Here is a 21,649-nt window from a genome sequence, read left to right as displayed (position 1 = left end):
GACAACTGTTAACTACTCTCAAAGATACGTCGCCATTCCAACAAATAGACGTATTATCAGTGGAATGTCAGCTAGTTGAGAGAATTCTACCTCGACACTCTCCAAATCCAACTCTGGCATAGCCTTCCTGCTCGCAGTATCCGCGCAGCTCAATTTCATCTCCATCATTTAGGTAGGAACTTACCTCGCCTGTTGGCAGTTGAATCAACTTTGAGCCACGCTGAGTGATTTCGAGTAAACATCCTTGCGTTCCTGCTTCAGCACCAGAAACTGTGCCACTGGCTAGCAAATCTCCAGAGCGGAGATTGCAACCATTACTTGAGTGGTGAGCAAGCATCTGAGCTAAAGTCCAATACATCGATTTGAAAGAAGCGCGACTTAAGCGAAACGGCTGCATCCCCATAACACGCATTTGCTCTGAGCGGACTAGTGCTTCTACCGTAAGGTCAATGCCACCTAGTTTAGTATCATGCGCTGAGGAAAGATAAGGCAGTGGTAGCGGATCTTCCTGGGGACGTTGAAAAGATGCACAACGGAATGGTGCTAGAGCTTCTAGGGTTACTACCCAAGGAGAAATCGTCGTTGCGAAGCTTTTGGATAAGAAGGGACCGAGAGGCTGATATTCCCAAACTTGAATATCTCTTGCCGACCAATCATTCACCAAGCAAAGCCCAAATATGTGTTCCTCCGCATCATCAATTGAGATGGGATGACCTAGCTGATTTCCATTACCAATGAAGAACCCAACTTCCAGTTCGTAGTCCAAATGTTGAGAAAATCCGAAACTTGGCACTGACTCCCCAGAACTTCTCCTCTGACCCTTGGGACGCGCGATCGCAGTCCCGCTAGGCACGATGGAAGAAGCACGACCGTGGTAAGCGATCGGGACGTATTTGTAGTTAGGCAGGAGTGGATTGTCGGGACGAAACAACTTACCAACATTAGTGGCATGAAAGATCGAAGCGTAGAAATCAGTATAATCGCCGATATCCGCAGGTAATAAAAGTTCTGCCTCAGACATCGAGTAAAGAATTTTGCTTTCTAAAGGGGGATTTTGTGCATCGGCTCGTAAGAGCTGACTCAAGCGATCGCGCAATGCTGAGGCTGCTCTACTTCCCATCGCCATCAATTGATTTAATTTAGGTGCAGTACATGCAGCTTGTAGTTCCTGGGGAAGTTCTTGCAGCAATCCAGCTTGGCAACACGCAGTTAAATCTAAAATTCGATCGCCAATCGCCACCCCAATTCGAGAATTATTGCTGTTCCGAGGTCGAAACACGCCAAACGGCAGATTTTGGATCGGAAAATCAGTGTCCTTTTGATTTGCCGATTCAACCCAACTGCGTAAATTTGGATCGTGGGTGCGATTGATGGAACGGATCATAGAAAGTCAAAAGTCAAAAGTTAAAAGTCAAAAATATTTCACACACCACGCATCGCTTTCTTACCAATTTAAAACATGCTTGAGGTCGTTGACTGACTCTTGAAAGGAGCAGGAACCGAATGAGCGGAAGAAATGTTGTCGAGCTGCTTCTATCTCTAAAATATCTAAACAGCGATCGCGCCAGCAAATACTATCTTGTTTGAATTGGAAAGTGTGGCTGGATGCTTGGAGAAGTTCTATGGCTTCTGTTGGCGTGACTTTTTGCCAGTATGCGAGTGCTGCTAAAGTTGCCACATTCAAGAAGCCATGCATTAGTGTGGCAGGACTGTCTGGTTCGCTGGTCAAGGGATATTGAGCTGGTAAGGGGTGGTGCAAACCTGCGGTTGCTTTAAAAGGAACTTGGGCTTCGGCAAATGAAAAGATGCATTGGCTCAATTGAGTAACGCTGGGAAAAGCATTGATGGTCGCGCCGCCAGTGCGAATTTTAGCTGCTGCACCAGTATGCCGCAGAACCTTTAGATATGGCTTTAAGTCGCTATTAAAGGGAATTTCAAAAAATGCTTCAACTCCAGTAGGAAGATCGGACGACACTCTTTCTATTTCTGGAGGTGAAAGAGGAGAAAATTCAAGAGCTGCGATCGCTACCTTGTTGTCAACGTGAAGGGATTGCACCTGCTCGATTTCCGATTCCAGTCCCGAAAGAATTACACTGAGCGACCAATGCTTTAAAGAAAACGCCGATAAGAGTTCCGCGAACTCCGACAAACGGGAAATTGGGATGACAAAGCGACTCAGCATCCAAGCGTAGGGTGATGCCGAGTCTTGGACGTAATTTTCCATTGCTTGTCGCAAGTCAAGCTTTGCTGGGGGAAACAGTCCGGCATAGTCTACAACTGAGGTGAGAAGTGCTTTTAGTGATGCGAGCATTAGATCTCATTTCCTCCTGACGCTCTGATGTGACATCCTCCCAGCGCCAAACGGAGTACCGTTATGGCGTGGGCTTCCCAAGATCGCTCTTGGGTATTGCTCCCCTACGCCATTTATCTAGGCTCATCGCCCCCGACAACCCGACTTGAGAGCCAATTTCTTGCTTTTCCAGAGTCCCTGGATACGTTTCTTGCCCTCGGTTACACAGTTCTTGAGCTGAAGCAACATCCCTGTCGCATTCATGCAGGCATTCTGGACAAAAATGCCTTCTGTCTCCCAGCTCTTTTCTCACTTCGATACGGCAGTTAGGACAGGTCTGACTACTTCCTTTGTGGTCTACTTCAGCAACGAATTTGCCACGCATCCAACCAACATATTTGAGTATGGATCTAAATTGTCCGAATGCTGCATCAATAGTATGCTTGCCAAAAAAACCTTTTGCCATGATTCTAAAATCTATATCCTCAACAAATATAGAATCAGCCATGTCACAAAGTTTATGGGCAAGCTTGAACTGGTAATCCTTGCGTTTGAATGCGATGTGATTGTGTTGTTTCTCAACCCTAATTCTGGCTTGTTCGTAGTTCTTAGAACGTTTAGTTTTCTTCGCTAACCGACGTTGCAGCACTTTCAGCCGACGATGTTCGGTTTTGAAGAACTTCTGTCCTGGTTCTACGAAACCATCACTGGTAGCCAAATAGTTGAGTAACCCTACATCCACACCAATAAAATGACCATGGGGTAAAGGTGTTGGTATTTCTACATCTGAGGATATAGAAACAATAGCAAACCACCCCATTGCTTTTTTGACTATCCTTACTTGCTTGACAGCAAAGCTATCTGGAATAGGTCGATGCAAGTTTATTTGCACATGACCTAGTTTAGGTAAATTTATTTGCTTTTCCTGAATAGGGTTGATTTTGAACTGAGGGAAAAGTATGGACTTCATCTGTCCGTACTTTTTGAACCTCGGAAACCCATACCCCCGTTTTTGAAAAAAGTCCCAGGCATCGTGCAGTCTTCTAATATTGGTTTGTAAAACCTGAGAAGGGACTGCGGCGAGGTGAGGAAATAGTTTCTTTGCCTTGGGTAAATTGTTTTGCTGCTGATGATATCCAGGGAAAGGATAATCGGCAGACATGATATATTCCGACTCCAAACTACACCGATCTATCGGGCATTTTCTCGACGCTATCCAGTCCTTCAGCTCGCGCAATGCGTAGTTGTAGGACAACCGACAAGTCTCTAGCCATTTGTCTAGAAGGGCTTGCTGGTCAGCGTCGGGATAAATTCGATAGGTGTAGTTCAATGTCAGCATACAAGTAGTCTACCATAACCTTACACTTGTGGTAAACTATTTTATAGTATAGATCCGGTCGGCAATTCATCCCACTACCATAACGCGAAGCGTTATGGTAGTGGGATGAATTGTCGTTGAAGTTAAATTATCCCCTACTACTGGCAGAAGTTATACACGAAGTTATACATCTGATTGAACCCGATCGCAAACAGACAGCTTTCATACTATGAATACTAATCAATAATTGATTAGTGTTCATAACTCAAGGAGTGTAACGCGAAAAAGTGGAGTCAGACCAATTTTTCGAGAGTATGCATCTTTATATGAATAGACTCAAAAAACCAAGCATGATTCAACTGGATTACAAGGAGCGATCGTTATGGTGAAACTTCTCAATCTACGGGATTTGGTTGACCAATGGTTTGATAAGATAGAAGTGCGCGATCGCAAGGTTGCAAAGTTATTATGCCAGTCGATCCCAGCAAGTTGTCCTTTTGAACGAGACATTAAGCTTTTTGGGCGTACTTTATTTCACATTCCACCTCTGTGCAAGCTAAATCCTTTTTACGAGCAATTGGTTAACCTTCGGTTCAAGGCTCTGTCCTATCTCACGAATGAATCTGATAAGCATAAAGCACTATATTGCTACTAATGAGAGTGCCTTACGGCAAACAAGTTTTACTAAGCGATCTTTTGAAGCAATAAAGATCTCCCCAAGCTACTGCCGCAATTGTAGACAGTCAGTCGGTAAAACTGGAGTTTAGACTAAATAGCCGAAAACAAAGAAAGATAGGGGATGCACTTGAACACATTTCCCCTATTAGCAGAATCGCCAGAACAGTATGATGTGCGTTAGCGCAGTTATCACTATTCTTCTGACCCCTGCCGCTAATAGAAAAGTCCCAGTTGCTTCACTGGGACTACGCTCGGATTTACCTAATTAGCTGTAGCGTATAGATATAGCCTCAAGCTTTAACTTCAAACGGGTGCTTCATCTTCACTTAACTGCTGTTCTACTTTACCAATCGCCGCATTAATGCCTGCTAATTTTGTCTCTAGATCGTCTCGCATCCACTTGAGAAACCGAAGCCTACGTTCTAAAAAGCTTTTGCGAGACATAGGTTCGCCACCGTAGCAGCTACTACTCCAAAAAGGAAACATAGCTTACCTCAAAAAGTTATTTCTATTTATTATTGTGTCTCTATTCGTACTGCGGCGGGTAGGAAAATCGTAGAGAGAAAACCGATCTATGTCAGCCTGCCCCCATCGCAGCTTCTTCGTCTCGATCGCGATGCCGAGGGTGAAACGCGCTTGTCGCGACCATCGCCCATATACCAGCAGTCTTTCTCGCAGTCCAAACCACCAGAAGGGGGATTTTTGTGGCTCAATAATATATAGAATGACAAGCAAAGGTTTTGAATTTCCCCGATCGCTTTTCCCGAATGACATGGAATCAAAAATTGGTAGGGTTTTGCTAATTGGAGTGACTGGTGGCACTGGCAAAAACGCAGTCAAGGGATTTCTCGATACTGGAGTTACTGACTTACACGCCATCACTAGAAAAATCGACCTGAGCCGTCCCAATTTGTCAAAGATAAGTGATGCAGGCGTTGAGCTAGTTGAGGCTAACTTGGATGATGAAGCATCGCTTCAAGCAGCTTTGAAGGGAATTTCGGCTGTCTACTGCCACGGTTTGTCTGCCGATGCTGCTAAACCCGATCCACAAGAAATCGAGAGAGCGCACCGACTGGCACGAGCGGCTGTTGATGCCAAGATCGAGCATTTGGTGTATAATTCCGCTGGTGGAGCAGAGAGAAATTCTGGAGTCAGCCATATCGAGCAGAAGTATCAGGTGGAGCAAGTTTTCAAACAGGCTGGCTTGCCAACAACTATGCTCAGAGCTTGTCTATTTATGGAAGAGTTTTGGAAGAAGTACACGCGACCATCCATCCTCAAAGGGGTCTTCTCCTTTTCGCTTCAGCCCGACAGACCGCTACATCTAATTACGACTAGGGATATGGGACGCATTGCTGCTTATGTGATGAAAAATGCACAAAAGTACATCGGTCAAGAAATTGAGCTGGCAGGCGACGTGCTAACTCCTTTACAAATGGCGCAGAGCTTCTCAGAAGCACAGTCCATGCCAGTTGTCTATAGAGAAATACCTGCATGGATATTTCTACTTCTTTGGCGATGGGAACTATTTGCCCTGATTAGGTGGTATCGCACTCAAGGCTATCAAGCCGATGTTAGGCGCTTAAGAGAAGCGGAATTTCCCAGACTTCTAACTACATTTAGTGAATTTCTGGCAGAAACTCACTGGGCAAACAAAGAACTTACTTACGAAAATCTCTGAGCGGAGGCGATCGCCTCCCATCCCTTCTAATCCTATCATCAAGCTTCGGCACTTTCCGCACCGTGCGCGTGGAAGCAGTGGTAGAGGGTTCTGCGAGTGAATTGGCGGATAAGCTAGAACTGACTAGCGAACTGAATCGCAGCGAAGCAGAGAGCGTCGCGCTGTTAGGCAATTCCTTTATCAATACTTTGGGTAGAGGAAATCCTACACTAGGACTTGCCACAATAGCAGGTTCTACCCTACTATCCAACTTCCAAGACAATATTACCGAGATTGGTGAGGCTTTAGGCATCGATGAATTACGCTTGTTTCAGACCATCGCCTCAACGACCAAACCTTGGTACGTGCCTCTACCAATTTGAGCGGCGAGAGCAGTTGCTAGTAGAGTACGAGGCAAGATGTTAATGGCATCATGACAGTGTTGCAACAACTTTTGACCAGTAAATTCTTTAAATCTTTGGGAATTACACTTTCTTTGTTGTTATTTCCAGCTGCGGGAGTTCAAACCGCAATAGCAGCCGATCGCATTTACGCGACATACGGCGCTTTTGAAAGTTCTGTGGCGATCGAGGATTTAGCTGAGTTTGCCAAAACGGGCAAAATTAAGGGAGGACTGATCGATTACGCTCGTAGGCTCAGTCCCGCACAACTAGCACGAGTGCGAGGCATACTGATTGCACCAGTCGATCTGAGTCCGGTGGCAATTTCCCAATTTCTTTATTCCTCGATTGGCGAAACTTTATGACAACGACTGGGACAACTGATTCGGACTGAAGCAAGACTTCCTGGATTTTATGCAATTCGCTCGGCTCTCATCTTAGCAGCAGTAGAAAATCGCCAAGGCTTTACTTTGCTCGATGTCTTGCGTCAATTTCCCACAAATGGAATTCAAGTCGATTTAGGGCAAAGTTTAGAGATTGTAGAAGAATTACAAGCTGTAATCAATCGTACAAATGAAGCGATCGCCCTAGTGCAGAGACAATTCGCGGCTGCGATCGCCCAACAGCCTGCCAATTTCTCCCAATTACCAGACTTGCGCCAACAAGGAAGTTTTACTTAGACGAAACGCACCTTAGAACTTTACGACTGCAGCCGCGTTTGCGAAGCATGCGCTTTGCGCAGTTCGCGCCTTTATTGCCGATCTTTATTTACCAAGGGAGCAGGGAGTAGGGAGCAGAGGGGCAGAGGGGCAGAGGGGCAACTACCAACTACCAACTACCAATTACCAATTACCAATTACCGACTCCCGACGCTTCCCAGTTATTGTCATTTCACACGGTTTAGGCTCAGACCGCAATACCTTTAGATATCTCGCCCAGCAGCTAGCCAGTTACGGTTTTGCCGTTGCCGTTCCCGAACATCCAAATAGCAATGCCGAACAATTGCGATCGCTCCTGAATGGTCGCGCTACTGCCGTGACACCTCCAAGGGAGTTTATCAATCGTCCGCTGGATGTTTCGTATTTGCTCGATGTTTTAGCACAGCTCGATCGCGGCGACTCATCTTTTGCCCTCAACTTACAACAAGTCGGAGTTGTTGGGCATTCCTACGGCGGTCATACAGCATTAGCTTTAGCGGGTGCTAAGTTGAATTTCGACCAACTGCAACAAGATTGTCAAAATCTGGGCGAAACTTTTAATTTATCTCTACTGCTTCAGTGCCGGACTTTGGAATTACCGACCTAAAAATTGAGCAATCTCTTGTCGTGTCTTGCCATAATTCTGGAGCAACAGAATTAAGATTCGTTCTCTTACATGCGGTAACTCGCTTTGCTTGAGTTCTGATTGCAATCTCTTAACTTGCTCATGTGCCAGAAAATTCTTAGCTGGCATGATAGAGAAATTTTCAAGTATTCCTATCTCCAGTTTATGCAATTTTAATGCCGATTAGCTTACCACCTAATATCGGTTATGAATGGTCGGGAATTACGGCGGAGGAATTAGAGTTTGGCGGACAAGCACCCATTATTTTTGACTTGGAAATTGTTTTTGTCTTTTTAGTCTTGGCGGCTCAGTATGAAAATTATCTCGATCCGTTCATTATTCTCTTAGCTGTACCGCTAGCTGTTCTGGGTGCATTATTGGCTTTAACTTTACGCGGTTTTCCTAATGATGTTTACGGTCAAGTTGGGTTAGTGATGTCAATTGGTTTAGCAAGTAAAAATTCGATTTTAATTGTAGAGTTTGCCAATCAATTGCGCGATCGCGGGTTATCAATTACGCAAGCAGCCTTAGAAGCAGCTCAAGAACGCTTGCGACCGATTTTGATGATAGCAATTTCTACTCTAGTGGGAATTTTCCCTTTAGTTATAGCTGCTGGAGCGGGAGCGGGTAGCCGTCAATCTTTAGGTACGGCTGTATTTGCTGGAATGCTGGTAGCTACGGTTTTGAGTTTGTTTGTCGTACCGATTTTGTACATCACATTTGAGTCATTTGGCGATCGCTGGTTTCATATAGGTCGCAAGTCTAAACGTTCTCAACAACAATTATCAGAGCCAGCACGAGAGTCAGAAGTCACTCGCTAAGTTTTACTGATTTAATTACCACCTTTAAAGGTAGTAATTAAATCTGACAGCAACGTACCAAAACTTCCTTAGGAGGAATCATGAAAATTCTAGTTGTTTACTACTCGATGTACGGTCATACCTGGAAACTAGCGCAAGCCGTTGCTGAAAGGGCAAGCAAAATTCCTGGAGCTGAAGTCATGCTGCGTCGGGTTCAGGAATTTGAAGCGGTCGATCGCATCATTGACCAAAACGAAGCAGCTCGTCAAGTGCGGGAGCAACAGCAGGACATTCGATCGTCCTTGGACTTGGAATGATATTGCTGCTTATTCCACACTTGCTTGAGGCACGACCCTTTCAACGATGATGCATTACCATTTGCTACAGACGAGCGTTCAATGATGCACTGCTGTGCGCAACACCTGAAACACGCGAGCTGCAACGGATTTACTCATACCATAATCGATCTGCATTCACGACTCGATACCGCAGTGCTTCTTGTGCTGATGCTGACAAGTGGCGAGCGTCTTTGAGTTTTATAGCATACTCTCGACGTAGCTACACTTACTACGTTAACTAAGCTCTGCTCTAGCTAGTAAGAATTAAAAGACGTTCAAGTATCTTAAGTAATAAAGTAGTAGTGTTTGACATTTTTATACGACTTAGTATCTTAATACCAATTTTTTACTATATAATGGCAATAATATTACATGTCATTGCAAATAATTTGAAATTTTGTTACGCTGTTTATCATTCGCTTGGACAATATCCTGTGGGGGGGTATTCTAAAAAATAGAAGATATGTACTACCAAAACAAAAAGAAAATTACTAGTTTTAATATATTTATGAGTTAGAATTTCATCACTAGTATCGCTGAATACTCGATTATCATACTGCTTTTTGTTATCTAACGCTGACAAAAAAATAATAGAGTATGTTATGAAATGAAGATATCAATTAAAAATCAAAAAAACAAACAATAAAAAGGTTTTATACTATATTTGATATATTAGCTATTTAATTTAGCTACTGGATAGTTTTAAGACAACTAAATACTTTGTCTGAAAATACTTTTGATAATCCAACTAAATTTGCGCTCGTTTTAAATCTGTCTACATGGCTAGGAATTTTGCCAACTAGTCAAATTGATTTTTGCAGATTTTTCATAACTATTCAATTCAACTTAATTTTTATTCCTCATATTTATTGACATATGGCACGACGCTCCCTACAAGCATCTACTACAGGTATTGAAAAAGCAAAAAGGGCTTTTAGACATACGCAATGGACGCAAGAAGATCTAGCATGTGAAGTCGGAATTGAAACACGCCAACCAATATGGAAGTTCTTTGCAGGCAAACCGATTGAGCGGCAGACATTTCTAGAAATTTGTTTTCGTCTAGGTTTAGATTGGCAAGAGATCGTAGCTCTACCAACTGAGAGCACATCGGCAAAGCAAGAGAACGAGAACGATGAGAGAGCGAATCTCGATGCCTTAGTACGAGCAGCGCGATCGCATTGTCACGATAGAATTCAAGCAGAGTATGGCGCTATACGTTTATTAGATACAGCCCGACCAATAGAGTTAGAAGATATTTATATTAAAGTTGATGTATTCGAGAACGTTACGAGTCATAGACGGTTAGACAAATCTCATTTAAATTGCTCCAGCGTCGAAGATTCGAGCTGCCAGATTTGTAATGAAGTTCGTCAAAAACACGTCTCAGCAGCACAGGTAGTTGAAACTTATTCTAAGCTGACGATTCTAGGTAAACCAGGGTCTGGCAAAACCACACTTTTGCAGTACATTGCTATTCAATGCAATCGGGGTAGCTTGTTTCCAGATCGGCTACCAATCTTTATCCGACTCAGAAGCTTTGCCGAGGATGCCAGCAAGACTCAACACTTTAGTTTATTCAGCTATATTAGTCAAGAGTTATGTAAAATCGGGTTTTCTGAGCCGCAGATTGAAACTTTACTTCATCACGGTCAAGCATTGTTTCTACTGGATGGCTTAGATGAAGTAGAAGAAGAGTATAGGGCAGAGGTTCAGCAACAGATTAGTGTTTTGTCAAAAGATTATGACAAAAATCAGTTTATAGTTTCCTGTCGCACTTCTACACCGTGGTACTGGCTGGAGAAATTTACTGATGTTGAGATAGCTGATTTAAACTTCTCTCAAGTCGAAGCATTCGCTCAGCAGTGGTTTGTAAACGTCAGTAATAACCCCAGAGAACAAGGGTTAGTGCAAGCAGATCGGTTTCTAAAAGAACTAAAGTTGCCTGAAAATCAGTCAATTTATAGCCTTGCTAGAACACCTCTTTTTCTGCACCTAGCTTGTTCTCTATTTCAAACCAATTTAAGCTTTTCTGCTCAACACGCTGAGTTATACAAACAAGTATTAGATATTTTGTTAGTTCGGTGGGATCGCGTGAGAGGAATTAAACCAGATAAAAGCCTCTATCAGTTATCTTTACCTCATAAGATAAAATTACTCAGTCAGATTGCTGCTATTACCTTTGAGCAAGACAACTACTGTTTTACGCAGAGTAATCTTTTGCACTATATCAAAGACTATCTTCGCGCTTTACCCAATACTCCATCTGATTCAGAAGAACTTTACTTCATTAGTGAAACAGTGCTAAGGTCGCTCTTGGTAGAACATGGAGTCATAGTAGAACAAGCTCAAGGAATCTACTCATTCTCATATCCCACTTTTCAAGAATATTTCACGGCTAGAAATATTGTTGCTAATCTTGAGCCAGAAGCTTTAAATAGAAATCTGAGGCAGTTGACTATCCACATGAGCGATCCTCGCTGGCATGAAGTATTTCTATTCGTTATGGAAATGATAGAAGATGCCGATCCTCTAATTCAGTTAATGCAACAGCGTAGCGATGAGCTGGTAGATGCTGATGAGAAATTGCAGCAGTTCTTGCTCTGGCTTCAGCAGAAATCTCTTTCAGTCGAAGTATCTTATGAACCTGCCGCAGTTCGTGCTTTTTATCTATCGTTGGAGCTTCACGGCGAATCAGAACCAGTTTACGACTTGTCTCTCTCCATTGAGATCGATCCAAGACTTACGAGTAAACTGACTTACGATCTATATTTGGATCTAGCTTTGAAACGCCTGCTATCCATAGGACTTACTATCCGCGATCGCCCGTCTGAGGAACAAATCCTTGCTATAATCTCTGCTTTTCCTTATAAGATAGACCTCGATTGTCACTCCAAATTGCAAAATTTACTCCAAGAACTGAGAGAACAACTACCCACCCCTCAACAAAGCCAAGAAAAGCTCAAGGAATGGTGGATTACCAATGGTCAAACTTGGGTTGAGGAAATGAGGTCTCAGATCCTCTGGGAGCGTAACATTGGTTACCAGTGGCAGTTTAGCGAATATCAGAAGGCATTACTTCAGCAATACTACGTTGCTAAGTACCTAGTAGTAAAGTGCCTTAAAAAGAGTCGTGAAATCAGTTTTACCGTACGAGAAAAAATTGAGGAAATATTGCTTTTACCAGCATTGCTGAAAGTTTTGCAATAGGGGGTAATCTTCTGGTCTGGTTACTTGATTGTATTCTATAGAGGTGAGGTATGGGCAGGGACTTTATTTTAAGTGCGATTTGCCAGTATGCTTGCCTATAGAACCAGCGAGAATCAATCCGTGCCAATGACATCTGTTAGAGATTGCCCTTAGGACACGTTACAGATAATCAAAATTAGCCGAAAGAACAGAAGCGGCGAGGAATAGAATAGCTCAACTGCTGAAAGCAATAGCGGCAGGGGTGACAACAGTGTATTGTGCATTTTTTAGGTTCTGCCTGTCGGTAGTGCTACCTATTGTGTTGAGCCAATACCTAATTCTCCTTGTCCACTTCAACAGGGAGAATGTTGACGATATCAAGAGCGAGTGCTGAAAAATTTCGAGAAAAAAGCTCAAGCCTTTGCCATAGAACTCATTTTTATTTCTCTATCTACTGAAGGTTTTTCTTAAAATGCTACAGCAGTAATGCAGTTTTTTGTTACATTCGATACAAAAAATCAGCAAAATCTTCTCTGAAACCGATCGATATTTGAGAATCACTTAACTCAAACAAAAAACAAACAACTCATACAAGTTGTACATAAAGTCATTCACTTTCTGAGACGCGATCGCGAATAGGCTGTTTGCATACTGTTATAAGTAGCGTACTACCGAGCAACAAGCAGTAAATTAGTTCATACATTCGCAAGCTTGGTAATTTAACACATCTTTTTTTGACCATACCAAATTTATACCGCCTTATGTCTATAGCACTTCCTAAGTTAAATCCTCATAAATCATTGACCAATCGTGGGCGTTGGCAATTTTATTTAACCCTTGGATTAATTACTAATGCAACTATTTGGATTTCTGCTTTACTTTATCTCAAGTTTGTGCCGCCAACTTATACTAGTCATTCAGCGATCGCCGTGCCTGGAGAGGGTTCATCTGTTAATGTTAATTTGCCTAACATTGGAGAAGCTTCTTATCAAAATTCTACTCCGTACTCTGGCGGTTCTACTCAAGATCCGAGAGAAAATTACAAATTTATAGCTGAAAGCCTACCTATACTGAAAGCAGCAGCGCAGCATCTGAGTATGTCTTCAAAGCAGTTTGGTAAGCCACAGATTAAGCTAGTAGTCAATAGTGCTATTATGGAGGTAAATTTTAAAGGTGCTAGTCCGCAGGAAGCTCGAAATAAATCTTTGACTTTTTACCAAGTTTTTGAAACAAAGCTTGATCGAATTAGAAGTCAAGGAGTAACTCGAAGAAATGTAGCTTTTCAAATCGCTCTTGATACTTCTAAAAAAAAGCTAGAAATTGCTCAAAAACGTCTTTCAAATTATAAAATTCATTCAGGATTAAACTCTAGCGATCGACTCAGAGAGCTTTTAGGAACTATTGAACAATTACGTAGACAAAAAGCTGAAGTTTTAGCTCAACAGCAGCAAGCCAGCGATCGTTTGAAACAAATATCAGCCGATCTAAATTCATCAGCTCAACTGGTAGCAGATGCTTTGACCTTGAAAACAGATCGAGTATTTCAGCAGAACTTAAAAGATTATAGTGAAACGAAGGCTGCTCTGGATGTTTTAAGCTCCAAGTTTTTGCCTAATGCCCCTATAGTGGTCGAACAGGAAGCTAAGAGAGAAGCAGCTGAAAAAGCCCTTCTAAACCAGAGTCATTTTCTCTTAGGAAGACAAATCAGTTTGGCGAGCCTGCGGCAATTGGATCTTAGTAGCAACTCTGACTCAGCACGAGAGCAGTTATTCCAGCAATTAATGATAGTTCGAGCAGATCGAACAGGGCTTCAAGGTCAAGCTCAGAGACTAGACAAGCAAATTATTCAATTTGAAGACAGACTAAAAAAATTGACAGAGCAAGAAAATACTCTAGATGCTCTCAAGCGAGATGTAGAAGTTGCTAAAGCAGTTTTCTCCTCTAACCTAGCAAAATTAGATCTTGGAAAATCAAACATTTTTGGCTCCTACCCATTAATGGAAATTGTTACAGAACCTACTTTAGCTGATACTCCCAGTTGGCCGAGACAGGAATTTGTTTTGGTAGGCACGATATTATGCTCCTTGTTTGTAAGTACGGGACTAGGATTGCATTGGTTGCGCCAAGGTAAAACATCAACAGGCAAATGAGTTTATTCTGTGCGTTCAAAGCATATACAACTGCGATTAAGCTCCAACTCATTACTAAAATTTTACAGGGAAGGGAAATCTCCTAAAAATGGCACCTCAAAACTTTGAAGAAAAAGTAGTTTGGTACTCCCTAATAGGAACGTATATATTCTTTTTATTGGGAGCGCAATATGTTGTCATCCCCGCGATCGCTTGGTTGCTGACGTTATATGTATGTAAAAAACTTTGGATTCAAACCGAGCGAACTTTAGAAGAAGAAAAAATTGTTATTCCCCTTTCAATTTGGATTTGGCTTATTTCTATAATCATTATGGGATTGGGAATGATTGTTGGTCACGTAGACTTTGAATTAGGGTTATTTAAGATAATTGCCTCAACAGCTAACTGGGCTAGGCGGTGGTCTCTCTGGGCACTATTTCCTCTAATTAGTTGTCTCAATATCAGACCAGCACTGATTTACCGAGCAGTTTGTATCCTTTGTTTACAAAGCTTAGTTATAATTCCCATTGCCTACATATTAATAGCTTTAAATATCCCAGATAGTGCGTACATCTCTCCACTAAAGTTTTTAGGAGGTGGACCTATGTATTATGCAATATCACTTCATAGTTTTGATATTGATACTAACCAAGTTCGTCTATCTCTGTTTGCTCCTTGGGCTCCTGCTTTAGGATTAGTTGCTAATATCTACTTCTTACTTGCGCGTGAAGAACAGAATAAAAAATGGCGATGGATAGGCATAATTAGTTGTATTGCTATGATTGTACTTTCAGTTTCGCGATCGGCTATTTTATGTCTTTTTATCATTCCATTTTTGACTTTGTTTATAAAAAAAATCAACCAGCCTCTAGTTCACGTTATTCTAGGAATATCAAGTTTCTTTGGTGCCGTTTTTGCGAGTCTAGCGATCGAACTATTGGAACTTTTTGAGAAGCTATTTAATAGTAGTAGAGCCAGCTCTTCAAAAGTTAGAAAAACTTTAAGTGACATGGCTCTATACAAATGGGAAAAAGAGGCTCCTATTTGGGGACATGGAGCTACTGAAGAAAAAGGTCCTATTATTGTAGCATCTATGCCTATTGGTAGTCATAGTACATGGTCTGGTCTTTTATACGTTCAAGGACTAGTGGGTTTTATCGCGTTTATTTTTCCTCTTTTGTGGAGCTTTATAGATCTGCTAATGAAAGCACAAAGGAATAAGATTGCCGAGATTGGATTGAGTATATTGTTGGTATTATTTATATTTACTTTCAGTGAAAATATAAGTGATTTGGCTTATATTTACTGGGCGGGTTTATTAATAATAGGAATTGCTTTTAAAAGCAAGTAAATGATAGATTTTATTCTCGCTCCTGTAAATAATTTATAGATCGTGATTTCTATTACGTAGAAAAGTATTGTAAAAACAAGTCGCGTATACCTGAAAAATAAACAAAAATAGAACTGACTTTGAAAACTACTAAAAATGAAACCTAAAATACTTCAGATTGCAGGAGATAACCAGATGGGTGGAATTAAATTCACCCTTGATGGATTAGTGAATTCTTACTTATCTAAAGAGTTTGAGTTTAGTATTTTGTCTCTTAATTCAAATAAGTCGATTTCCAAATGTTTATGTTTAAAGCCAGATGTCATTATGTGTAGTCAGGCTTCTCGTCTAAAAAATTTGCCAGTTTTAAAACTACTAAAACTACTAAATCCTCATGCTAAAATCATTATCCGCGAACACCATTATTCTCAAGGTTACGAACAGTTTAATATCTCTAATAGAATCCAGTTTCATGAAATGTTGAAACTAAATTATGGTTTATCAAATCAAGTGATAGCAATTTCACAAGCCCAGGTGGAATGGATGGCAAAAAATTCTTTAGTTTTACCTAAAAAGTTAACATTGATTCAACAGTGTACGCCTATACAGAAACTTTTTACACTTACTCAAAAACCTAGAGACAAAACTCTAGTTTTAGCAGCATATGGAAGGTTTTGCTCGCAAAAAGGATTTGATATTTTGCTCAAGGCTTTAAAAATGCTTCAACACATCCCAATCAGGCTATACCTTGGTGGTGAGGGATTGCAAGAAAATGAACTCAAGCAATTAGCTCGCGGATTAGAAAACACTAAATTTGTGGGACGTGTTGACGATCTACCTAGTTTTTTGCTGAGAGCTGATGTTGTAGTGATTCCCTCCCGTTGGGAACCTTGGGGTAACGTTTGCTTAGAGGCTAAAGCAGCAGGTAAGCCAGTTATTGCTTCCAATATCGATGGCTTAACCGAACAAGTTCAATACTGTGGTGTTCTTACGCCTCCAGACAATCCTCAAGCATTAGCTCAAGCAATTCAGTATTTTGCTTCACTGCCACAAACTCAAATAGAAACCTGGGGAAGTAAAGGTCGAGAGTCGGTTAGAGGAGCTTGGGATCGATATTTAAGTCAATGGCGAACTTTGCTTTGGGAGGTTCTAGAGCTTTGATTAACTTACTATGGCAGAAATCATCGAGTCCGTTTATTCGTAATATGAGTTGGCTAGGAGCTTCAGAACTCTTTATTCGTATTACCCGCCTACTCACTGTTATTGTCTTAGCTCGTTTACTTAAACCCTACGATTACGGTTTAGCCGCACTCGTACTGACAACAAATGAATTTGTCGATGTTTTCACTCATAATGGAGTTTGGGCTAAGCTAGTTCAAGTCGATACAAAAGATTTAAAAAACTTTTGTCAAACTGCTTTTTGGCTAAATTGGTTGATTTGTGGTTTACTATTCATCGTTCAATGCCTAGTTGCCTTTCCAGTTGCCTGGTTCTATCATGACAATCAAATTATTCTGCCTATTTGTGTTTTAGCTTCCATCTATTTAATACTTCCTATTTCTCTAGTTCAAGCAGCGCTAATTCAGCGAGAAAATCGTTTACATGTGAGTGCGATTATCAGTGGTTTACAAAATTTAATTGCAAGCGTACTGTCTATTATTTTAGCTTTTTTAGGTTGTGGTATGTGGGCTATGGTTTTACCAAGAGTTTTAGTAGCTCCTATTTTCGTTATCGGTAACTATATTTATCACGACTGGCGACCTTCTCGAATTTTGACCGTGAAGCATTGGCAAGAAATTATTAAATTTGGTCAAACTATTCTGGGGATTGAACTATTGAACACTTTGAGAAATAATTTAGATTACATTATAGTAGGACGTTTTCTAGGAGTTCAAGCTTTAGGAATCTATTACTTTGCTTTCAATGCTGGACTGGTACTCACTCTTAGTGTAGCTAGTGCTATAGATCGAGCGCTATTTCCTCATTTATGTGATGCTCGCACAAACTTGAAACAATTTCGATGCCGTTATCTCAGTAGTTTAAAAACAATTGCTGTAGTTATCGTGCCTTTGATTCTATTGCAATCTAGCCTAGCTCCTTTCTACGTCCCCATTATTTACGGGCATAAATGGATTCCTGCAATTCCCATTCTGATCTTAATTTGCTTGTCAGGAATTCCTCGTCCTTTCGCCACTGCAGCCTCGTTGAGTATATGGGCACTAGATAAGCCACACTGGGACCTCGCATGGAATTTTTTCTTCACGGCAATTTTCGCTTTAGCAGTATCCATCGGTACTCGCTGGAACACTTTAGGAGTTGCGGCAGCAGTTTTATTAATTCATGCAACGGCTCTACCAGTTTATACGTTTAGAGTGACACGGTATGTTTTCCGAAGAACAGTTTATTAAATTAGGAAATTAGGAAGGAATAATGGCAGGACTATATGCAGTTATAGGGAATGTAGAAAGAAATCGGATTGTCAAAGCGGCACAACGTCTCAGCTTTTTTTCCGATGAAGACACGCAGATAATTCATGAGAGTGGCATTGCAGTGGCTTGGGTCAGCCACGACGACCCATCTCTATTTGGTTCGGCGTGTGACCCGCAAACAGGGGTTCGCGTCATCACCTCAGGCAGAGTCGCTTGGGACGAACCAGATTGGCAAAGAGCAGAAACCATGCATCAGTACAAGGGTGGTTTGAGCAATCGCCTGATTCTCGAACGCTATTTATCTGGTGGCGTAGCGGCGGTCGAACGACACAATGGTGCCGCAGTAGTGTTAATTTGGGATCCCAGACAGCAGTGCATCCACTTATTGACCGACCATTTCGGCTTCCATCCCGTATTCTTGTACTATCCCCAGCGCGTGGAAGGTTGTGTCATCTCGACATTTCCCGATGCTATAGCCGACGATCGCGCCGTGCAGACAACTGCCGATTACGTCTCAATGGCGGAGTTTTTACGGGAATGGCAAGCCACCCCTCCCCACACTTACTACAATGAAATCAAATACGCCGGAGCTGCTAGTCATTGGTGTTGGAATATTTCAAATCATACGTCTAACTGCCGCGAGTATTGGAAGCCTTTTCAGAATCCACCGTCACTCAACTTTGAAACAGCTGTAGAAGAACTATCTGAAGCTGTTACCAACGCGATTCGGATTCGGACTCTGCCTCGTTTAGCCCCTGTAACAATCTATACGAGTGGTGGTCTAGACTCGCGAGTTCTCCTTTTTTCTGCTGCTGACAAGTCCTGCGTGCATGGTGTCAATCTCTACGATGCAGTCAATCAGGAAGCTAACTTAGCTCAACAACTGTGTGACGCAGCCGGGGTCAAATACGTTGGTTTTGCCAGAGATGATGATTATTATCCCAGATGGATGCGCCAAGGCGTTCGCCTCTCTGGTGCAATGTGGTCGGCGGAGGATAATCATTTTCTGGGAACTCGCGATCTCATTCAACAAATCGGCACTCGCACTGTTATGTCAGCCTGCGCAACTGACCTACTATTTAAAGGCTATACCCTCGACAAAGAGCATAGGCGCTTGATGGGACGAACTTTACCGATTTTCAAGTATAAAAACAGCCGAACCAATAGCTTTTTACCTTACCCTGAATATCAACAACTATCCTCACCTACTAAATTCAATCAACAGATTGACGAGCGTTTTAGAAAGTGGTTTGAAGGTACGCCGTCCATTCTCACTTCTGACGAGGATCGACTCAGAGTTGAAGACAAAAGATCTCGTCCAGTATGCTATGTTTCGGCACTTTCCGGTCAAGTGATGTTCCGCATTTTTCCTTATGATACTTTCCTCGCGGATCGAGCAATTGCTGACTGCTACAGTCGCATACCTGCTCAGTGGAAATTGAATACTAAATTGTGGGGAACGGTGGTAGCTCGGATTTGTAGTTCTGCTAACGTGACTACCAGTTATGGCTGGCGACCGAATGCTTCTCATGTAGAAAAACTTCTGGTTCGTGCTAGAAGTGGAATGCAACGACGACTGGGATTAACGCCTAAGATAAACAATCAAGGTCCTGCCACAGATGGTTCTTGGCCCAACTTAGGTTGGTATATTTGCCACAGTTCTACACTGCGGCAAATGTGGGAAACCACTCCTTTAGGCGATCGCCAATTAATGACAGATTTGTGGGGAAGTAATCCATGGCAAGTGCCTTTGGAGCAGTGGGCAAAATCTCCCTATGATTTCTTTCGCATAGTAACCCTACTCAACTATTGGTCTGTTCGCTACGAAACAAAGTACTGTGAGGAAATGGCATGGCAGGACTGTATGTAGTTGTAGGGAATGTAGAACAAAGACGCATCAACAAAGCGGCAGAGCGTCTAACCTTCTTTTCAGATGAATACACGCAGATTGTGCGCGAGCCGGAAATGGCAGTGGCTTGGGTCAGCCACGACGACCCATCTCTATTTGGTCCGGCGTGCGACCCGCAAACCGGAGTTCGCGTCATCACTTCAGGCAGAGTCGCTTGGGACGAACCAGATTGGCAAAGAGCAGAAACCATGCATCAGTACAAGGGTGGTTTGAGCAATCGTCTGATTCTCGAACGCTATTTGTCTGGTGGGATAGCGGCGGTCGAACGACACAACGGTGCCGCAGCACTGTTAATTTGGGATCCCAGACAGCAACAACTGCACCTGTTGACAGATCATTTTGGCTTCCATCCCGTATTTTTGTATCGCCCCCAGGTTGTAGAAGGTTGTGTCATCTCGACTTTTGCCGATGCTATAGCCGACGATCGCGCCGTGCAGACAACTGCCGATTACGTCTCGATGGCGGAGTTTTTACGGGAATGGCAAGCCACCCCTCCCCACACTTACTACAACGAGATCGAATACGCTAGAGCTGCTACTCATTGGTGTTGGCAGCTGCCAGAGCGTACTTGTCGTCAGCGTCAATACTGGCAGCCCTTTCAATATGGCTGGTTTCCAGATCTACAAACAGCTGTCGAACAACTCTCAAATGCTGTTCGTCACGCCATTCGCATCCGTACCCTTCCCCGCCTTGGGCCTATTGTCAGCTACACTAGTGGCGGTTTGGATTCACGCCTAGTTCTCTTCTCTGCTGCCGATAGATCCTGTATATATGGCGTAAATCTCTACGACATACCCAATCAGGAAGCTAACCTAGCTCATCAACTCTGTGAAGCAGCAGGAGTCAAATACGTCGGTTTTGCTAGAGATGATGACTATTATCCCAGATGGATGCGCCAAGGTGTACGTCTGTCTGGAGCGATGTGGTCGGCTGAAGATAATCATTTTCTGGGAACCCGTGACTTGATTCAGCAAATGGGTGTTCGCACCGTACTAACAGCTTGTCCGGTAGATATGGTGTTGAAGGGAGATGCCTTAGAAAGAAGTCTTCATCAGTTTTTTAGATATCGCATTCCAATTTTCAAGTTCGATCGTCGGCGCATCAATGGATTCTTGGCAGAGTATCCTCAGCGAAAGTCACCACCAGAATTTTCTATGGAGATCGAGCAACGCTTGAAGGAATGGTTTGGCGATACACCATTAGATTTAATTTCTGACAAAGACCGACTGTTAGTAGAAGATAAACGTATCCGACCAGGATGTTATCAAGCAGCTACAGTCGATAGTTTGATGTTTCGGATATTTCCTTTCGATGTTTTTATGGCAGATCGAGCAATTGCAGATTGCTACAGCCGCATACCTGCTCGATGGAAGTTGAATACTAAATTGTGGGGATTGGTAGTAGCTCGGATTTGTGGCGATGGAATTATAGATGCTAACTTCGGTTGGCGACCGAATGCTTCTCATGTAGAAAAGCTATTGATTCGAGCTAAAAGTCGAGCATGGCGAAGATGCCAATCAACCTCTAGAAATCGAGACCTGGGTCCCGCTACAGATGGTTCTTGGCCCAACTTAGGTTGGTATGTCACTCACAGTAATACTTTACGCGAAATGTGGGAAAGTACGCCAGCGAAAGAACGACAGTTAATCTCTGTTCTTTGGGGTAGCGATCCTTGGAGCGTGCCACTTTCAAATTGGGCTAACCCACCAACACCACATAAAAAAGGAACGATCCATATTAATTCACCCTACGCTTTGTTCCGTATTCTAACTTTATTGAACTATTGGGCAGTACGTCGGTATTAACACCAGATAGCGTTTACATACAAATCTTAACATTTACAATCCATAAACTC

General features: G+C 42.5%; 17 protein-coding genes and 4 pseudogenes. 15 read left to right on the top strand and 6 right to left on the bottom strand.

Going from position 1 to position 21,649, the window contains the following annotated elements:
• Positions 1 to 67: 67 nt before the first annotated feature.
• The 3 genes from fahA to H6G17_RS04830 form a co-directional block, all read right to left on the bottom strand.
• A complete protein-coding gene (gene fahA, locus H6G17_RS04840; protein WP_192154644.1) occupies positions 68 to 1,384 on the bottom strand; it encodes a fumarylacetoacetase in 1,317 nt (438 codons plus the stop codon).
• A 60-nt stretch (positions 1,385 to 1,444) separates the two neighbouring features.
• A complete protein-coding gene (locus tag H6G17_RS04835) occupies positions 1,445 to 2,311 on the bottom strand; it encodes a hypothetical protein (RefSeq protein WP_192154642.1) in 867 nt (288 codons plus the stop codon).
• Between the two features lie 61 nt (positions 2,312 to 2,372).
• The gene (locus H6G17_RS04830; protein ID WP_192154640.1) at positions 2,373 to 3,629 is read right to left on the bottom strand and encodes an RNA-guided endonuclease TnpB family protein; all 1,257 of its coding nucleotides are present in this window, start codon (positions 3,627 to 3,629) and stop codon (positions 2,373 to 2,375) included.
• A gap of 361 nt (positions 3,630 to 3,990) precedes the next feature.
• Here H6G17_RS04830 and H6G17_RS04825 point away from each other — a divergent pair, with 361 nt between their 5' ends.
• Positions 3,991 to 4,263, top strand: coding sequence for a Mo-dependent nitrogenase C-terminal domain-containing protein (locus H6G17_RS04825; protein WP_192154638.1), 273 nt, complete (start codon positions 3,991 to 3,993; stop codon positions 4,261 to 4,263).
• A 326-nt stretch (positions 4,264 to 4,589) separates the two neighbouring features.
• Here H6G17_RS04825 and H6G17_RS04820 read toward each other — a convergent pair whose 3' ends face one another.
• Both H6G17_RS04820 and H6G17_RS04815 read right to left on the bottom strand, forming a co-directional pair.
• On the bottom strand, positions 4,590 to 4,772 hold the full coding sequence (locus tag H6G17_RS04820; RefSeq protein ID WP_192154636.1) for a hypothetical protein: 183 nt from the start codon (positions 4,770 to 4,772) through the stop codon (positions 4,590 to 4,592).
• A 3-nt stretch (positions 4,773 to 4,775) separates the two neighbouring features.
• Positions 4,776 to 5,060, bottom strand: coding sequence for a hypothetical protein (locus H6G17_RS04815; protein WP_192154634.1), 285 nt, complete (start codon positions 5,058 to 5,060; stop codon positions 4,776 to 4,778).
• Here H6G17_RS04815 and H6G17_RS04810 point away from each other — a divergent pair.
• The 5 genes and pseudogenes from H6G17_RS04810 to H6G17_RS32450 form a co-directional block, all read left to right on the top strand.
• The gene (locus H6G17_RS04810; RefSeq protein WP_192154632.1) at positions 5,059 to 5,967 is read left to right on the top strand and encodes an NmrA family NAD(P)-binding protein; all 909 of its coding nucleotides are present in this window, start codon (positions 5,059 to 5,061) and stop codon (positions 5,965 to 5,967) included. The two genes, H6G17_RS04815 and H6G17_RS04810, sit on opposite strands and share 2 nt — an antisense overlap.
• A 62-nt stretch (positions 5,968 to 6,029) precedes the next feature.
• A complete protein-coding gene (locus H6G17_RS04805; protein WP_199316506.1) occupies positions 6,030 to 6,329 on the top strand; it encodes a translocation/assembly module TamB domain-containing protein in 300 nt (99 codons plus the stop codon).
• A gap of 50 nt (positions 6,330 to 6,379) precedes the next feature.
• Positions 6,380 to 6,805, top strand: a pseudogene (locus H6G17_RS32460) (alpha/beta hydrolase); the annotation flags it as partial.
• Positions 6,806 to 6,817: 12 nt separating this feature from the next.
• Positions 6,818 to 7,027 (top strand): hypothetical protein, encoded by a 210-nt coding sequence (locus tag H6G17_RS32455; protein WP_242038245.1) that lies wholly within the window; start codon positions 6,818 to 6,820, stop codon positions 7,025 to 7,027.
• Between the two features lie 181 nt (positions 7,028 to 7,208).
• Positions 7,209 to 7,646, top strand: a pseudogene (locus H6G17_RS32450) (alpha/beta fold hydrolase); the annotation flags it as partial.
• On the opposite strand, the pseudogene H6G17_RS04795 reads toward H6G17_RS32450, so the two are convergent.
• Positions 7,647 to 7,799, bottom strand: a pseudogene (locus tag H6G17_RS04795) (IS630 family transposase); the annotation flags it as partial.
• A 56-nt stretch (positions 7,800 to 7,855) separates the two neighbouring features.
• Here H6G17_RS04795 and H6G17_RS04790 point away from each other — a divergent pair.
• The 9 genes and pseudogenes from H6G17_RS04790 to H6G17_RS04750 all read left to right on the top strand — a co-directional run.
• Positions 7,856 to 8,491: pseudogene (locus H6G17_RS04790) on the top strand (efflux RND transporter permease subunit); the annotation flags it as partial.
• Positions 8,492 to 8,571: 80 nt separating this feature from the next.
• Positions 8,572 to 8,787, top strand: a complete 216-nt coding sequence (locus H6G17_RS04785) for a hypothetical protein (protein WP_199316504.1) — start codon at positions 8,572 to 8,574, stop codon at positions 8,785 to 8,787.
• 897 nt (positions 8,788 to 9,684) lie between these two features.
• Positions 9,685 to 12,018 (top strand): NACHT domain-containing NTPase, encoded by a 2,334-nt coding sequence (locus H6G17_RS04780; protein WP_192154629.1) that lies wholly within the window; start codon positions 9,685 to 9,687, stop codon positions 12,016 to 12,018.
• A gap of 740 nt (positions 12,019 to 12,758) precedes the next feature.
• The gene (locus H6G17_RS04775; protein ID WP_192154627.1) at positions 12,759 to 14,147 is read left to right on the top strand and encodes a hypothetical protein; all 1,389 of its coding nucleotides are present in this window, start codon (positions 12,759 to 12,761) and stop codon (positions 14,145 to 14,147) included.
• 88 nt (positions 14,148 to 14,235) lie between these two features.
• The gene (locus H6G17_RS04770) at positions 14,236 to 15,477 is read left to right on the top strand and encodes an O-antigen ligase family protein (protein ID WP_192154625.1); all 1,242 of its coding nucleotides are present in this window, start codon (positions 14,236 to 14,238) and stop codon (positions 15,475 to 15,477) included.
• A gap of 135 nt (positions 15,478 to 15,612) precedes the next feature.
• Entirely contained in the window at positions 15,613 to 16,617 is a 1,005-nt protein-coding gene (locus H6G17_RS04765; protein ID WP_192154623.1) for a glycosyltransferase family 4 protein, read from the top strand.
• Entirely contained in the window at positions 16,581 to 17,864 is a 1,284-nt protein-coding gene (locus H6G17_RS04760) for a lipopolysaccharide biosynthesis protein (protein WP_192154620.1), read from the top strand. Before H6G17_RS04765 ends, H6G17_RS04760 begins: the two co-directional genes overlap by 37 nt.
• Before the next feature lie 22 nt (positions 17,865 to 17,886).
• Positions 17,887 to 19,755: an asparagine synthase-related protein gene (locus H6G17_RS04755; protein ID WP_192154618.1), complete on the top strand. Its 1,869-nt coding sequence runs from the start codon at positions 17,887 to 17,889 to the stop codon at positions 19,753 to 19,755.
• Positions 19,737 to 21,599: a hypothetical protein gene (locus H6G17_RS04750; RefSeq protein ID WP_192154616.1), complete on the top strand. Its 1,863-nt coding sequence runs from the start codon at positions 19,737 to 19,739 to the stop codon at positions 21,597 to 21,599. Before H6G17_RS04755 ends, H6G17_RS04750 begins: the two co-directional genes overlap by 19 nt.
• The last annotated feature ends 50 nt before the right edge of the window (positions 21,600 to 21,649 follow it).

This window comes from Chroococcidiopsis sp. [FACHB-1243] (assembly GCF_014696895.1).
Classification (GTDB): domain Bacteria; phylum Cyanobacteriota; class Cyanobacteriia; order Cyanobacteriales; family Chroococcidiopsidaceae; genus Chroococcidiopsis.
Note: the sequence above shows the minus strand (reverse complement) of the source record. Positions and strands in the feature narration are given on the sequence as shown.